The sequence below is a fragment of the Kitasatospora sp. Xyl93 genome, assembly GCF_055383135.1.
Genome location: NZ_AP029185.1, coordinates 8340128 through 8354210 on the forward strand (window position 1 = coordinate 8340128; position 14083 = coordinate 8354210).

A 14083-nucleotide genomic window follows, 5' to 3' on the forward strand; every position below is an offset into this window, starting at 1 on the left:
CACTGCTCGGCGCACCCGCCCCCAGCCCCCCCGGTTCCCCCGCGCCCCCGTCCCGGTCCCCCTGGTTCCCCCGTTCCCGCACCCCGTCCCGGGCTCCCCTCGTCACCCGGGCAGCGGGGTCAGCTCCACGGGTTGGCCGGCTGGTCGTTGATGGCCGTCCAGAAGCGGGTGCCGGTCGGCAGGGTGCCGTTGGCCCACATGCCCCAGCCCCCGGCGTCGTGGAACTCCGTCATCCGGAAGCCGCTGCCGAAGGAGGAGGCGCACAACTGGTCGGCGACGGCCTGGCCGGTCAGCCGGGTGCCGGCCACCGGCGCGGTGGCCTTCAGCTCACCGCCGCCCCAGGCGTGGGAGCCGGACGTGGGCGGCATCCCGACCGGGGCGGGCCGGCCGTCCTGCTTGATGCACAGCACCGGCAGCTGGAAGCCCGCCGGGGTGTCGCCGTTGTACGGGTCGCTCTGCCCGTCGTAGCCGACGTGCACCAGGTTGTCGGCGCGCTGCTCCAGGTTCGCCCAGGTCATGCCCTTGTGGGCGCCGATCGGGCCGAACATGGCCGCGTAGGAGACCGTGTCGATGTCCCACTGCTGGTAGGGGCTGTCGAAGCAGTCGACCATGTAGGGCGTCCAGCCGCCGAAGTTCTTCCTCCGGTTGTCCAGGCACTGGCCGCCGCCCTCGTTCCTCAGCCGCACCCCCACCAGGCCCCACTTCGCCGTCTCACCGGTGGCGTTGAACGGGGTGACCTGCCAGCGCTGGAGCGGCTCGTCGACGTAGCACCGGTTGGCGGTGGGGCCGTTGGTCAGGCACGAGTTCGGGTCGACGCCGGTGCGCACGGTGAAGTAGCCGGGCCGGCCCGGGACGGCCCGGAACTCGAACTTGCCCGGGTTGTCGGACGGCGCGCAGGGGTGCATGTCGGGCTTGCCGTACGTGGTGCCGTCGGGACAGCGGTCGGACCCCTGGTTGTACAGGACCGTCACCAGGGTGTCGGCCGAGGCGGTGCCGGGCACCAGCGCCAGACCGCTCAGGGCGAGCACGACCGCGAGGGTGAGACTTCGGACCAGCGAACGCACGGGATCTCCAGATCGGGGGAGACGACGGTTTGCGGTCGGCCGACCGCCGTCAGCCTGTCAGCACCCCGTCGACCGCCGGTATCCGTGATTCCTAGGACCCCACCGGCACCCCCGCGCGGCCGAACCCGGCCACCCGACCGGCTACGGCCGCACGCGCTCGCGCCACCAGGCGACCGTCGCCCGCAGCTGCTCCTCCAGCGGCGTGGCCCGCACCGCGAACGCGGCCTCGTACGCCGAGCAGTCCACCGTGAACGGCCGGTCGAACTGGTAGCGCACCTCCCGCAGTTCGCGCAGCAACGGGGAGAACAGCCCCGCCATGGCCAGCGCGGCCCCGGGCAGACGGCGCACCGCGACCGGCCCGCCGCCGGCCTCGGCGGCCAGCCGCTCGACCATGCCGCGCACCGGCATCGGCGCGACGGTGGGCACGTGCCAGGCCCGGCCCCAGGCCCGCTCCTCGCCGGCGATCTCGACCATCGCCCGGGCCACGTCCGGCAGGTAGGTCCAGCTGTGCGCGGCGTCCGGGTCGCCGAGCACCGCGACCTGCCGGCCCTTCAGCAGAGCCGGCATCACCCGCGCGGCCAGATGGCCGCCGTCGGTGACGCCGGGACCGAAGAAGTCCGAGGCCCGCACCTCCACCGCCCGGATCCGCCCGGCCTCGTGCAGCGCCCGCGCCTGCTCCCAGGCCGCCGCCCGCACCCGCCCCTTGGGGCCGGTCGCGGCGAGCGGCAGGTCCTCGGTCAGCGCAGCGGCCACCGGCCCGTAGCCGTACAGGTTGCCCAGCAGGACCAGCACCGCGCCGCTCTCCTCGGCCGCCGCGCACAGCGAGGCGCTCAGCGCCGGCCACAGCCGCGCCCACCGCGGCAGCGGCGGCGCGGCGCAGCCGTGGATGGCGGCGGCACCGCGGGCGGCCCGCGCCAGCCCTACGGGGTCGCTCGCGTCCAGGGCGAGGTGCTCGACGCCGGGGACGGCCGGTTCGGCGGGGCGGCCGGTGCGGGTGACGACCCGGACCTCGTGGCCCTGTTCGGCCAGCAGGCGGGCGGTGGCGGCCCCGGCGGGCCCGTGTCCGACGACCAGGTGGAAGCTCATCCGCCCCACCCTAGCGGCGCCCCCGGACGGGCGGGACACGGGGCGCAGCACGGGGAAAACCGCTGGTGGGCGGCAGTGAACCCGCCGGCGGGCGGGGTGGGCCGGCGCCGCCGGACAACCGGTACGGCAATCGTAGAAGTGGATCTATGCTGGCGGTCGTTCATGATCCCTTCACATGAAGCAGGTTTGCTCCCGATGAAGCTGCCCCGGGTGTCCGCCGTCGTCGCGGCCGCCGTCCTGGCCCCCGCCGTCCTCTTCCCCGCCACGGCCTCGGCCTCCGACACCCCGAAGCCGACCGGCGTCTCCGGCCCCGACACCGGCTCCGACTCCGTCAAGGACGCCGCACCCGAGGACGGCGACGGCCAGGAGAAGCGCGACCGCGCCGAGGTCCGGCGCATCCTCGCCGACCCGGCCAGCGGCCCCGGCGTGCGCGAGGCGGCCGAGAAGGCCCTCAAGGGCGGCGCCGCCGAGCTGCGCCACTTCCTGAAGGTCGAACTCGACGAGCAGCGGGCGATCGACAACCGGGTCAGGGCCTCCCAGATCCACCACCTGGGCGGCCCGGCCGTGAAGGCGGCCGCCAAGGCCGCCCTCCGGGGCACCGACGCCGACATCACCGCGTTCCTGACGACCGGCCAGTACACCGCCCGCGCCCAGGACGACCGCGCCGAGATCGAGCGCATCCTCGCCGACCCGCTGACCGGCCCCAAGGTCCGCGCGGCGGCCGAGCAGGCCCTCAAGGGCGGCGCCGCCGAGCTGCGCCACTTCCTGGAGGTCGAGCTCGCGGAGAAGCAGCGACCCGACAACCTGCTGCGCCTGACCCGGATCGCGGACGGGGCCGAGGGCGCGGGACCGGCGCTGCGCCTGGCCGCCGCCAAGGCCCTGGACGGCACCTACCAGGACGTCCTCGACTTCCTGACGACCGGCCAGTACACCGCCCGCGCCGAGGACGACCGGGCCGAGGTCGAGCGCATCCTCGCCGACCCGGCCAGCGGCCCCGGCGTGCGCGAGGCGGCCAGCAAGGCCCTCAAGGGCGGCGCCGCCGAGCTGCGGCACTTCCTGGAGGTCGAGCTGCCCAAGCAGCGCGCCGACGACAACCGGGTCAAGCTCGCCCAGCTCATGGACGCCGGCGGCAGGGCCGTGCGCGAGGCGGCCGGCAAGGCCCTGGACGCCGGCACGAACGCGGCCGTCGAGGAGTTCCTCAAGACCGGCTTCTTCAAGGCCCAGTACGAGGACGACCGGGTCGAGGTGCTGCGCGTCATCGCCGACAAGTCGACCGGCCCGCACACCGCGGCCGCCGCCCAGAAGGCCCTGGACGGCTCCGCCGCCGACGTGCGGCGCTTCCTGACGGTCGACCTGCCGAACCTGCGCTTCAGCGACAACCGGCTCAAGGTCTCCCAGATCGCCGAGACCGGCGGCCCGGCCGTGAAGAAGGGCGCCCTGGCCGCCTTCGAGGGCAGCTACGCGGACATCCTGGCCTTCCTCAAGGACGGCTGGGCCAAGGCCAAGGCCGAGGACGAGGCCGCGGCGGCCAAGCCCGGCACGGGCACGGGCACCGGCACGGGCACCGGCGGCTCCGGGCAGCAGCCGCAGACCGTCCAGCCCGCCGGCCTCACCGGGACCACCAGCGGCACCGGCACCACCGGCACCACCGCCACCGGTACGGGCACCACCACCGGCAGCCGTACGGCCACCACCGGCACCCGTACGGCCACCACCGGCACCCGTACCGGCACCACGGGCACCACCACCGGCTCCGGCACGCTCGCCGCCACCGGCACCGACGGGCTCGGCTGGGAGGCCGGCGGCGCCGCCGCGGCCCTCGCCGCGGGCGCGGCGCTGGTCGTGGCCGCCCGCCGCCGCTCCGCCGAGAGCTGACACCCCCTCGCGTCCCCGGCCGCCGCCCACCCCGGCGGCCGGGGACGCGCCGCGTCCAGAACCGGCCCGTCCCAGCCCGTTCGCGCCCCGGCCCGGCCCGGTCAGCTCAGTCGCCGTCCCCGCCGCCGTCCCCGCTGTTGCCGCTCCCCTGGCGGGGCCGGTCGCGCTGATAGCCGCGCACCGCCTTCCCGGCGCCGACGGTCAGGGCCGCGACCGCGCGGGTCCAGCGCGGCCCGCCCCGGTCGGCCCACACCACGCAGACGCATCCCGCGACGACCAGGACCAGCACCCCCACCACAACCGCACCGACCACCACGGCCACCCGCCCTTCTCCCGACGTCCTGATACGTGTGACGTGCGGATCCTCCCACCCGGTTCGGCCGCGGGTGCGGCGGCTGTGCCAGGATGCGGTAGCCGAACGGCCCTGGTCACCGCACCGGCCGCCCGCAGCCCCACCCGTCAGCCGTACCCCGAGGAGTCACCCGTGGCCACTGCCAAGTTCGCCACCCTGCACACCACGGCGGGCCCGATCCGCCTGGAGCTGTTCCCGTTCCACGCGCCGAAGACGGTCCGCAACTTCGCCGAACTCGCCGAGGGCACCCGGGAGTACACCGACCCGCGCACCGGCGAGCCGGGCACGGGCCCGTACTACGACGGCACGCTCTTCCACCGGGTGATCGCGGGCTTCATGATCCAGGGCGGCGACCCGACCGGCACCGGCGCCGGCGGCCCGGGCTACTCCTTCGCGGACGAGTTCCACCCGGAGCTGTTCTTCACCAAGCCCTACCTGCTCGCGATGGCCAACGCCGGCCCGGGCACCAACGGTTCGCAGTTCTTCATCACGGTCGGCACCCCCGCCCACCTCAACCGCAAGCACACCATCTTCGGCCAGGTCGCCGACGCCGCCTCCAAGGCCGTCGTCGACGCGATCGCCACCACCCCGACCGAGAACGAGCGCCCCGTCCAGGACGTGGTGATCACCTCCGTCGAGATCGAACACTCCTGACCCGGTGACCGCTGCCCGGAACTCCTTCCCGCCCCGCCCGGTCCGCGGCGTACGGGCCAGCTGCATCCACCAGACCAGCTGCCCGGGCGACCTCGCGATCGTCACCGTGGACTTCGAGCCCTGGCAGGACGGCCTGCACGTCGAGTCCGCCCCGGGCGCCACCGTCAAGGGCGGGCCGGAGCCCGGGGACCTGGAGCGCTTCCACGCCGCCCTGGCCGAGGGCGTGCGCGCGGAACTGGCCGAGCGGCTGCCCGGCGTTCCCGTGGCGCTGGCCCTGGTGGTGCACCACACCGTCGTGCACCTGACGGACTCGCGCGAGCACTCCTTCCACACCGCCGGCCGCCTGGCGGTGCGCGAGGCGCTGACCCGGCTGAACGGGAGCAGGCAACAGGAGAGTTGACGTATCGTCAGGGAGCTCTCGCCCGGCCCCGCCTCGGCGGCAGCGGTCGGGCGACCCGGTGCACGCCGGTGCCGGGCGGCGGCCGCTCACCGCGCCCGGCCCCGCCCGAACGGGGCCGGGCAGGGCCGTGGGGCGGGGCGGGTCGGCCCGCCGCGGGGTCGGTGGGCGCCCGAGGGGATCAGTACCCCGGGGGCACCAGGCTCCAGTGCTGGACGTAGGTCCCGTGGTAGCTCTCGACGGTGACCGCGCTGCCGACCTGTGCGCTCCCGGTGAGGTAGAGCTCGGGGTGGGCCGCGAGCGAGACCGTCATCAGGCCCCTATCCCAGTACTGCCTGTTCCACTGCTGGTTCACGTTCTTCTCGTCGCAGGTCTGGAGCGTGACGGGGCCCTTGGCGCCGTTGCTCGGCGCGGTCAGGCACGTGCCCGTCGCCTTGTTCTTCAAGAGCTGCTTCCCGGCGGTGCCGCTCAGGTTCCAGAACTGGTGGTCGTCGTTCTGCTCGCGCTCGGCCATGACGACCTTGCCGCCGCTGTCGACGTCCATGCCCTTCGTGGAGCTGTTCGGCGGCTGGACCTCGTACCGGAGCCAGGTGGGCTCGGTCTGCTGGGGTGGCGGTGCCGCCTGCGGGGCGGCCGCCGCGGCCAGACCGGGTGTGCCGCCCAGCAGTGCGGCGGCGATGGCCGCGACCGCGAGGCGCTTGGCAGGAGACGTGCTGGTCACTCTCATGTGCTGTCCCTTGTGGGGTGTCCGAGAGGTGTGCGGGCTCCCCGGCGGATCGCGTCGGGAGCCCGGCGGGCCACGGGTCCGCGCCGGGGGGAGGATGCCCGAGGGGTCGGATCGCTCGCCGCCCCGGCTGACGGGCTCCCGGGGGGCCCGGTGGGCACGGCAGATGCCTCGCGCCCACCCGACCAGGCTAGCCAGATGTCCGGCCGCCCGCAGCTTCGCTGAAACGCGCAGGTCACGGGCGTGCCGGGGGCGTCGAAGGGCTGCCAGGGGGGCACTGCTGCGCCACGGGCCGGACGAACCACTGCCGGTCGTCCGCCGCCGCGTGGGGCCGCAGGACGGCCCTGTCGCTGCCGGCCTGCGCGCCCGCGGTGAGGGCGCCCCGGGGCCGTTCCGCCCGGGCGGGGGCCGTTCCTCCCGGGGGCGGGGAACGCGGCGGCCGCCGCCCGCTGGAGTGCGGGCGGCGGCCGTGAAGAAGTGAGACGGCGCTACGTCAGGAGCAGCTGCTGAACGTGGCGCTGGTGTTGGCGATGTAGAGGGTGGCGCCGGCGAGGGGGTCGGAGCTGAGCGGGACGGTGACGGTGTCCTCGGCGGTCCACGGGATGCCGTGGGCGTCGAAGGTCCAGGTGCCGGTGACCTTGCGGGCGACCTTGGCGAGCGTCACCCAGCCGTACTGCTGGGTCGGGACGGTGACGGTCACGCTGTTGTTGACGCTCCTCGACCCGTGCCACTCGTTGGTGAGGTGCAGTGCGGAGCTGATCGTCGCGGTCAGGACGTTCTCGGGCAGGCCGGAGGAGATGGAGGACGTCATGTCGACGCCGATGCTGTTGGACCAGCCGCTCTCGTCGGTGACCGCGAAGGACTGCTGCACGGCGCTGCTGGTGTTGTTGAACCAGACGGAGGAGACGCAGGTGCGCGGCAGCGGCGCGGCCGGGGCCTCGCTCACCGTGGTCCAGGAGCAGCTGGAGGCGTCCTTCTGGCACTGCTTGGCGCCGTGGTCGACGGCCAGGTTGCGGGCGGCCTGCTCGAAGCCGGTGGACCACCGCTGGTTGACGGTGCCGTTGCAGGTGTACTGGTCGGTCCAGGCGTCGTCGTAGTTGCCGCCGAGCAGCAGGTCCAGGCAGGTGTTGTCGCCCTTGTGGCGGATCATGAACGAGTCGCCGCCGCCGGGCGCCGGCTGGAAGTACCAGCGCTGGCTGGCCTGCCCGGCGCAGGACTGCTGGCGCAGCGCCGGGGTGAAGAAGGCCAGGTCGATGCACTTGCCGGTGTCGTTGTTGACGATGGCGAAGGTGGAGTCGGCCGGGTCGACGCTCAGCCGCCAGGACTGGTGGTAGCCGGGCGCGGAGTTGGTGACGATGTAGGCGCCGTCGCCCATGTTGCCGTTCTGGACGTCGAGTTGGCGTCCGTTGCTGAGCGACTTGATGGTCAGGCACTGCTGCGGCGAGGCGCAGGCGGCGAGCGGGGCGGGCGCGGCCGCCGCAGCGGCGGCCGGGGTGGCCGACGCGGCGTGGGCGGGCGCGGTGGCCAGGCCCAGGGCGGCGCAACAGGTCACCAGGAAGGCCGCGAACAGGCGCAGCCAGGACGCCGTACGGCCGGGGGTCGTGATGGCGGGCAAGGGTGAAGTCCTTTCGTCGGGAACGGTGTTGCGGGAGAGGAGCGGTGCGCGCGGGCTCAGGGCGCGGCGGCGAAGGCCGCCTCCAGGCGCGGGACGTAGTCCACGAGGTCCTGCGCCCAGCAGCCCGCGGTGTGGCCGCCGTGGCAGTCGGCGCCCCAGCCGGTGCCGTCGCCGTAGTCGACGAAGCGGTACGGCAGGCCGAGCGCGTCCAGGCGCTGCTTGAGGCGCTTGGCGGTGCCCTCGGCCCAGAACTCCATGTCGGCGGGGCTGTTGTTGCCGTTGCCGGTGTAGACGGCGATGCCGGTGTCGGCGAGGCGGGCCGCGCGCGCGACCGGGTCGGCGGCGTTCCAGCGCCAGTCGGCGTTGAACACCGGGTACGGGGTGCCGAAGATCGCGTCGCTGGAGACGGTGGGGCCGAAGTCCATCGCGCAGGGGCGGCCGTCGCTGGGGCCGCAGAGCACGGCGCCGACGTTGGTCAGGGTGGCGACCACCGCGCCGCGGATGATCATCTCGTCGGCGGACAGGTCGTTGGCGCCGGACATGGTCAGGACCTGGCCGAACAGGTCGGGGCGGTCCTGGGCGTAGTGCAGGGCGCCGAAGCCGCCCATCGACAGCCCGCCGACGGCCCGGTGGGCGCGGTCGGTGCGGGTGCGCAGGTTGGCGTCGACGAACGGCAGGACCTGCTGGAGGTGGAAGGTCTCCCAGTTCTGCGCGCCGGCGGCGGTGTTCTGGTCGAGCCAGTCGGTGTACCAGCCGCGCAGGCCGCCGTCCGGGATGACGGTGATCATCGACTGGGCGGCGGTCAGCGCGGGGTAGGCCAGGGCCGGGTCGCTCGGGTTGTCCGAGGCGCCGTGCAGGAAGTACAGCACCGGGTAGCGCCGGTCCGGCTGGGCCGCGTAGTCGGCGGGCAGCAGGATGCGGATGGTGTGCGGCCCGGCGACCTGCGCCGTGGTGACGGTGACGACGAAGTTGGTGGCGCTGCCGGTGGCGGCGCCGACTTGGGTCAGCCCGAAGCCGTCCGCCAGCGGCGGCGGCCCGTCGGCCCCGGCCCGTACGGCGGGCACGGCCGCGGCAGCGGCGGCCGCGGGCGTGGCGGTCCCGGGAGCGGCGGAGGCCACGGGCGGTGCGGCGAGCGGGAGCAGGCAGGCGGCCAGGGCGGCGAGAGCCGCGCGGGCGCGCCGGAGCCGGGCAGGGGTCATGGGCGTCCTCGGCCTTCAGTGATCTGACTGATCGCCGACAACTCTCGCCAGCCGCCCCGCCCCGACGCCAGAGCCCCCGGCGGCGCACCTGGGCCACTGGCGCATGTGCGCCGCCCGCGCGGGTAGGCTCTCCCGGCCCCCACCGGGGCGGGGGAAAGCGATGACTGGGGGGCCGTCGTGCACGACGTGCTGGAACCGGAATCCGAACGCGGCCGCGTCTACCACAGCCTGGTCGGCCGGCCACGCGCCCGCGTACCCGAACTCGCCCGGGAGAGCGGCCTGGACGAGGACGCCGTCCTCGCCGTCCTGCGCGACCTCGCCGACGAGGGCGTCGCCGTGGCCTTCGACACCACCGACAGCGCCGACGACCGCAACCACGCCTGGGAGGCACTGCCGCCTGCCCGGGTCGTCGAGGCGGTGCTGCAGCACGACGCGCTGCGCCAGGCCACCGCCCGCCGGGCCGGCGCCGAACTGGAACGCCTTTACCGCTTCGCCCGCCGCGACACCGGCAGCTACGGGGCGCTGGAGGTGGTCGAGGACCCGGCCGAGGTGCTGGCCGCCAGCCGGCGCCTGCAGCTCGCCGCCCGCCACCAGCTGCGGGTCATCGACGTGCCGCCCTACTCCGGCAGCCCGGCCCACTACCTCGACCAGGAGGTGCTGCAGCGCCGCCGGATGGCCGCGGGCGTCGTCTACCGGGTGATCTACCAGGGCTGCGCGTTCCAGCACCCGGTGGTGGGGCCCAACATGGCCCGGATGATCGAGGCGGGGGAGCAGGCGCGGACGTTGGACGAGCCGCCGCTCAAACTCGCCATCGGGGACGACGAGCTGGGCATCGTCACCGTGCCCGCCGACGACCGCCCCGGCGTCGTCTCGCTGCTGATCCGGCCCTCGGGCCTGCTGAACGCCCTGAGCGCGGTCTTCGAGACGCTGTGGCGCCTGGCGGTGCCCGCGTCCATGGCCGAGGGCGACCTGCGCATCGACGAACGCGACCGGCGGATCCTCACGTTGATGGCCGGCGGCGCCACCGACGACGCCATCGCCCGCCGGCTGGGCCTGGGCCGGCGCACCGTGGTGCGCCGGGTGTCGACGCTGCTGGCGCACCTGGGCGCCACCACCCGCTTCCAGGCGGGTGTGCAGGCGGCGCGGCGGGGGTGGCTGTGACGGCGGGGGTGGCTGTGACGGCGGGGGGTGCGCTCGAAGCGCCGGTCGTGTGAGCGCCCGGGGCCCGGTTCGCCGGGGCCCCGGGCGCTCACGCGGCGCCTCGGTTCACGTCAGCACGGGTACACGCTGCCGCCGTCCGGGAGCAGGGTGTCCTTCACCCAGCCGTCCATCGAGGTGCCGCTCTTGCGCAGGTGGGTCCACGTCCCGTCGTTCTGCGTGGTGGTGTAGCAGTGGTAGAAGACCTGGTCACCGGGGTTGAGCGAGCCCACGATGCCGCACGTCGTGTGCGGGCCCGAGCGGACGTTCACGCCGCTGCGGGTGATGGTCTTCGGGTTGCTGCCGTCGGGGTCCTGGTTCGACCACGCGTGCGTGCAGCTGAGCAGGCCGCTCTGCCCGGTGGTCCCGGCGGTGGCCACCGTCGGAGCCAGCCCGAGCGCCGTGCCGGCGACCACGGCGGCGGCCAGCAGGGCCGCGCTCTTCCTGATCGACATGTGCTTGCCTCTCTCTCGCTCTCGCAACCGTGACCGTGACCCTCGCGGGTGCGCGGGACGGCCGCCGGTTCGCGGTGGGGACGTGCCGCGGGGCCGACGGGTCCGACGTGGACCCTCGGGGCCCGGCGGCCGCCTTCAGGCTGCACGGTGGCTCGGGCGCCGCCCAACGTGATTCGGTCTGGCCCGAACAAGGGCGATGCGGACGGTTGCCGCTGACGGGTCCTCCACCGGACTTCGTCTGCCGGTCTTCGGTCGGTGCCCGTTCGGTCAGGGCCGTCCGGAGGGCGCGTCGAGCACCGCCAGGCCGGTGGGGGTGGCGACGTGGGCGGTCGTGCGGCGGTCCCGGTGGGTGTCGATCAGGCCCGCGTTGCGCAGCGTCGTGGCGTGCTCGCTGGCGCTGGCCGTGGCGATGCCGACGAGCGCGGCGAGCTGCCGGGTCGAGCAGCCCGGGTGGCGGGCGATGGTGCTGAGCACCGCGGCCCGGGTGTGGCCCAGTACGGACCCGACGGCGTCGGGGGTCGGGCCGGCCCGGTGGGCGCCGGGCGGCAGGGCCGTGAACAGCGGTGTGGCCGCGGCCTCCTGGAGGCGGGCCACCGGGTAGCTGAGGACGGGTTGCGGCGCCGCGTCGAGGTCGACGACCGGGGCCTCGACGGCGAACACCGACGGCTGCAGCAGCATGCCCTGTCCGGCCAGGTGCACGTCGGCGTCCAGACCGGAGGCCATCGCGACCTCCAGCACGGGCGCCCGCCAGCGGATGCGCCGCGGGTTGACGTGTGCGAGGACGGCCTCGATGCCGCCGCCGAGCAGTTGGCGCGACCGCACCGCGGCGTCGGCCGCCGTCATGGCCTGGACCTCCCGCCAGTGCGGGAGGAGGGCGTGGCCGGCCAGGTGCTCCAGGCTGTCGCACAACTTCCGTAGCAGCAGTGGGTCGTCGGGCAGGCGGTGGGCCCAGGAGGGCAGCGGGTGGGCCTGGGCCGTGTGCTCCAGGCTGGCCCGTAGGCGGGTGCGGGGGGTGGAACGGACCTGTTCGATCAGCTCGACGGGGGTGGCGGCGTTCGCGCCGCTCAGGAACCCGGTGATCGGCCCGCGCGGGGGCATGAGCGCGAGGACCATGCGCGAGGCGGGGTGCAGGGAGGTGAGGGTGCGGTGGCGCCAGGCCCCGAGCCGCACCGGCTGGGTGCGTTCCTGGAGTTGCCGGGCCGCGGTGGTCAGTTCGAGGCAGGGCGCGGGTCTGTCGGCGATGCGGGTCCGCGCGAGGTCCTCCACGGTGAAGTGAATGCGTAACGGCACGTCGTCGCCCTCCCACGAAGCCCGACCGGCTGCTGCCGGTGCTGCTGCCGGTCCTCCCGCTCTCGACGGCCATCCTCGTCCAGAGCGGGGTCGTGGGCCAGCGGGACCGGCGGGGAAGGCGGTCCCGGCGCCGGAACTGCCCGTTCAGCAGGCCGGGTTCGCCCAGCTGATGCGGATCTCGCGGTCGCCGACGGGGAGGGTGAGGACGGGGTGGTCGGCGAGGTCGCGGATGACGTCCCGCTGGGCGCAGGGGCCGGTGAGGCGGCGCTCCAGGACGTGGTGCTCGAAGCGGGACATCGGCAGGTGGCGGACCGAGGCCCAGATCCGTTCGAGGGTGTCGGCGTTGAGGGTGTGGACGGCGGGCGGGCGCAGTCCCGGGACCTCGATGACGACGTCGTGGTCGGCCCTCACGCCGTCAGCTCCGACCAGACGATCTTGCCGGTGTGCTCGCGGGGGGAACAACCGGTGCGGGCGGAGAGGGACTTGACGAGGTACAGGCCGCGCCCGGCCTCCCCGTCGAGGGTCAGCGCACGCAGGACGGGCTCGCGGTCCCGCCGGGCGTCGTGCACCTCGATCCGCAGGCGGACGGGGGAGGGGGCGAGGGAGAGGTCGAGGGCGAGGTGGATGAGGTGCCCCGGCGGCGTGCCGTGCACGAGGGCGTTGGTGACGAGCTCCGAGACGATCAGGAGCCCCGAGTCGAGGAAGCGCGCCCCGGCGGGGGCGGAGGAGAGGAGCTCGCAGAGGTGGAGGCGCCCCTCGCCGGGCGCGCGGCGGCTGCGCGGCAGCCAGGTGGTGGAGGAGTGGCAGGACATGGCGAAGGCACCTTCCAGGGACGGGGTTTGAAGCCATGTGGAAGCCGGGCGGAGGCATGGGGATGCCCGGCGGTAGACGGTCGTGGTTACTCAGGCAATCCGAAGGACTACTGGCTGTAGCATGCTCCGCGATGGCTCGATTGCGCAAGCGCACTCCCGCGCAATTGCGTTGCATCGCAAGATGCTTGTGATCATCGGGGGAGGTGGCAGACTGTGACTCGATGTCAACCAAGAGGGAGCGACGAGCGTGGACAGTCCAACCGTGCTGCGCCGTAGGCTCGGCTCCGAGCTGCGACGATTGCGCGAACGGACCGGGCGTCAGGCCAAGTCCGTCGCGGATGAGCTCGGGTTCAGTGCAACCAAGGTGTCGCGGATCGAGTCAGGCCAGACAACCCTGAAGGAATCAGACGTCCGTGCGATGCTCGAACTGTACGGCGTCAGTGACGACGCCGAGTTGAGGCAGTTCATCTCGCTGACCCGCCGCAGCACGCAGCGCGGATGGTGGCACGACTACGCGGACACGTTGCCGGACTGGTTCCAGACGTACGTGGGACTTGAGGCCGACGCCGCGCGGATCCGCTCCTACGAAACGGAGTTGATTCCGGGGCTGTTTCAGATCCCCGCCTACTCCCGCGCAGTATTCCGCGCGTCCTTGGAAGGGCAAGGCGGCGACATAGAGGGCACTGTCGATCGACGGTCGCAACTCAGAATGCAACGGCAGGAAGTCCTCCATCGGACGGACCCACCCGTCATCCAGGCGGTGCTCAACGAAGCGGCGCTGAGCCGGCCCATCGGCGGCCCTGATGTGATGCGTGAACAAGTCCTGCATCTACTGAAGCTTGTTGAGCAGCCGAATCTCTCCGTTAGGGTGCTGCCGCTCAGCGCTGGCGCGCACGCCGCGATGAGCATGCCGTTCCACATCCTCTCGTTCTCGGACGTGCCTGGCCAGCTTGTCTATGTCGAGGCGCTGACCAGCAGCCTCTATCTGGAGAGGGAAGCTGATATTGCGCGGCACGAGTTCGTTTTCGACCGGCTGACCGAGATGGCGATGAGCCCGCAGGAGTCCGCTACCTGGATGATTCGGCTACTGAAGGAGAACTATCGCAATGACTGCTGACCTGGAATGGCGCAAGAGTAGCTACAGCGGCGGCGAAGGTGGCAACTGCATCGAGGTCGCCAGTGGGCTTCCGGGCTCCATTCCCGTTCGGGACAGCAAGGACCCTGATGGCCCGGCCCTCGCCTTTTCGCCCGAGGCGTGGCGGTCCTTCGTCGCCGGTGTCCAGGCGGGCGACTTCGCGGCCGGCTCCTGACCTGCCTTCACCGGGCGGGCCCGCGGACGCCGCGGGGCCGCCCGGTTCGGGCG

At 73.8% G+C, this 14083-nt stretch carries 16 protein-coding genes; 6 read left to right on the forward strand and 10 right to left on the reverse strand.

All coding sequences use genetic code 11. The features are described 5' to 3' along the window. Nucleotides 1-119: 119 nt before the first annotated feature. Both ACZ5GH_RS36110 and ACZ5GH_RS36115 read right to left on the reverse strand, forming a co-directional pair. Nucleotides 120-1064 (reverse strand): hypothetical protein, encoded by a 945-nt coding sequence (locus ACZ5GH_RS36110; RefSeq protein WP_464336477.1) that lies wholly within the window; start codon nt 1062-1064, stop codon nt 120-122. A gap of 141 nt (nt 1065-1205) precedes the next feature. Next, on the reverse strand, nt 1206-2150 hold the full coding sequence (locus tag ACZ5GH_RS36115; protein ID WP_464336478.1) for an NAD-dependent epimerase/dehydratase family protein: 945 nt from the start codon (nt 2148-2150) through the stop codon (nt 1206-1208). Nucleotides 2151-2345: 195 nt separating this feature from the next. On the opposite strand from ACZ5GH_RS36115, the gene ACZ5GH_RS36120 reads away from it, so the two are divergent. Then, nucleotides 2346-4025, forward strand: coding sequence for an ALF repeat-containing protein (locus ACZ5GH_RS36120; RefSeq protein WP_464336479.1), 1680 nt, complete (start codon nt 2346-2348; stop codon nt 4023-4025). A gap of 106 nt (nt 4026-4131) precedes the next feature. Here ACZ5GH_RS36120 and ACZ5GH_RS36125 read toward each other — a convergent pair whose 3' ends face one another. Next, nucleotides 4132-4347: a hypothetical protein gene (locus ACZ5GH_RS36125; protein WP_464336480.1), complete on the reverse strand. Its 216-nt coding sequence runs from the start codon at nt 4345-4347 to the stop codon at nt 4132-4134. Nucleotides 4348-4509: 162 nt separating this feature from the next. Between ACZ5GH_RS36125 and ACZ5GH_RS36130 the strand changes: the two genes are divergently transcribed. After that, the gene (locus ACZ5GH_RS36130) at nt 4510-5031 is read left to right on the forward strand and encodes a peptidylprolyl isomerase (RefSeq protein ID WP_387754212.1); all 522 of its coding nucleotides are present in this window, start codon (nt 4510-4512) and stop codon (nt 5029-5031) included. A gap of 4 nt (nt 5032-5035) precedes the next feature. Next, nucleotides 5036-5431, forward strand: coding sequence for a hypothetical protein (locus ACZ5GH_RS36135; protein ID WP_464336481.1), 396 nt, complete (start codon nt 5036-5038; stop codon nt 5429-5431). 178 nt (nt 5432-5609) lie between these two features. Here the strand turns inward: ACZ5GH_RS36135 and ACZ5GH_RS36140 are convergent, their stop codons facing one another. The 3 genes from ACZ5GH_RS36140 to ACZ5GH_RS36150 all read right to left on the reverse strand — a co-directional run bounded on the left by ACZ5GH_RS36140 (nt 5610) and on the right by ACZ5GH_RS36150 (nt 8966). Then, the gene (locus ACZ5GH_RS36140) at nt 5610-6155 is read right to left on the reverse strand and encodes a ricin-type beta-trefoil lectin domain protein (RefSeq protein WP_464336482.1); all 546 of its coding nucleotides are present in this window, start codon (nt 6153-6155) and stop codon (nt 5610-5612) included. A gap of 490 nt (nt 6156-6645) precedes the next feature. Next, nucleotides 6646-7767: an RICIN domain-containing protein gene (locus tag ACZ5GH_RS36145; RefSeq protein WP_387754219.1), complete on the reverse strand. Its 1122-nt coding sequence runs from the start codon at nt 7765-7767 to the stop codon at nt 6646-6648. A gap of 56 nt (nt 7768-7823) precedes the next feature. Beyond that, entirely contained in the window at nt 7824-8966 is a 1143-nt protein-coding gene (locus ACZ5GH_RS36150; protein WP_464336483.1) for an alpha/beta hydrolase, read from the reverse strand. Nucleotides 8967-9143: 177 nt separating this feature from the next. Here ACZ5GH_RS36150 and ACZ5GH_RS36155 point away from each other — a divergent pair, with 177 nt between their 5' ends. Then, nucleotides 9144-10127 (forward strand): helix-turn-helix transcriptional regulator, encoded by a 984-nt coding sequence (locus ACZ5GH_RS36155; protein WP_464336484.1) that lies wholly within the window; start codon nt 9144-9146, stop codon nt 10125-10127. Nucleotides 10128-10237: 110 nt separating this feature from the next. Here ACZ5GH_RS36155 and ACZ5GH_RS36160 read toward each other — a convergent pair whose 3' ends face one another. The 4 genes from ACZ5GH_RS36160 to ACZ5GH_RS36175 form a co-directional block, all read right to left on the reverse strand. Beyond that, nucleotides 10238-10618, reverse strand: coding sequence for an SH3 domain-containing protein (locus ACZ5GH_RS36160; RefSeq protein WP_387754228.1), 381 nt, complete (start codon nt 10616-10618; stop codon nt 10238-10240). 267 nt (nt 10619-10885) lie between these two features. After that, nucleotides 10886-11908 carry a DUF5937 family protein gene (locus ACZ5GH_RS36165; RefSeq protein ID WP_464336485.1) on the reverse strand — a complete coding sequence of 341 codons (1023 nt, stop codon included), beginning with the start codon at nt 11906-11908 and terminating at the stop codon, nt 10886-10888. Nucleotides 11909-12052: 144 nt separating this feature from the next. After that, nucleotides 12053-12319 (reverse strand): hypothetical protein, encoded by a 267-nt coding sequence (locus ACZ5GH_RS36170; RefSeq protein ID WP_464336486.1) that lies wholly within the window; start codon nt 12317-12319, stop codon nt 12053-12055. Beyond that, on the reverse strand, nt 12316-12720 hold the full coding sequence (locus tag ACZ5GH_RS36175) for an ATP-binding protein (RefSeq protein ID WP_464336487.1): 405 nt from the start codon (nt 12718-12720) through the stop codon (nt 12316-12318). The genes ACZ5GH_RS36170 and ACZ5GH_RS36175 overlap by 4 nt, the downstream gene beginning before the upstream one ends. 247 nt (nt 12721-12967) lie before the next feature. Here ACZ5GH_RS36175 and ACZ5GH_RS36180 point away from each other — a divergent pair, with 247 nt between their 5' ends. Beyond that, nucleotides 12968-13837 (forward strand): helix-turn-helix domain-containing protein, encoded by an 870-nt coding sequence (locus ACZ5GH_RS36180; RefSeq protein WP_387754238.1) that lies wholly within the window; start codon nt 12968-12970, stop codon nt 13835-13837. After that, complete coding sequence (locus tag ACZ5GH_RS36185) at nt 13827-14030, forward strand: DUF397 domain-containing protein (RefSeq protein WP_387754241.1); 204 nt, start codon at nt 13827-13829, stop codon at nt 14028-14030. Before ACZ5GH_RS36180 ends, ACZ5GH_RS36185 begins: the two co-directional genes overlap by 11 nt. Nucleotides 14031-14083: the final 53 nt, after the last annotated feature.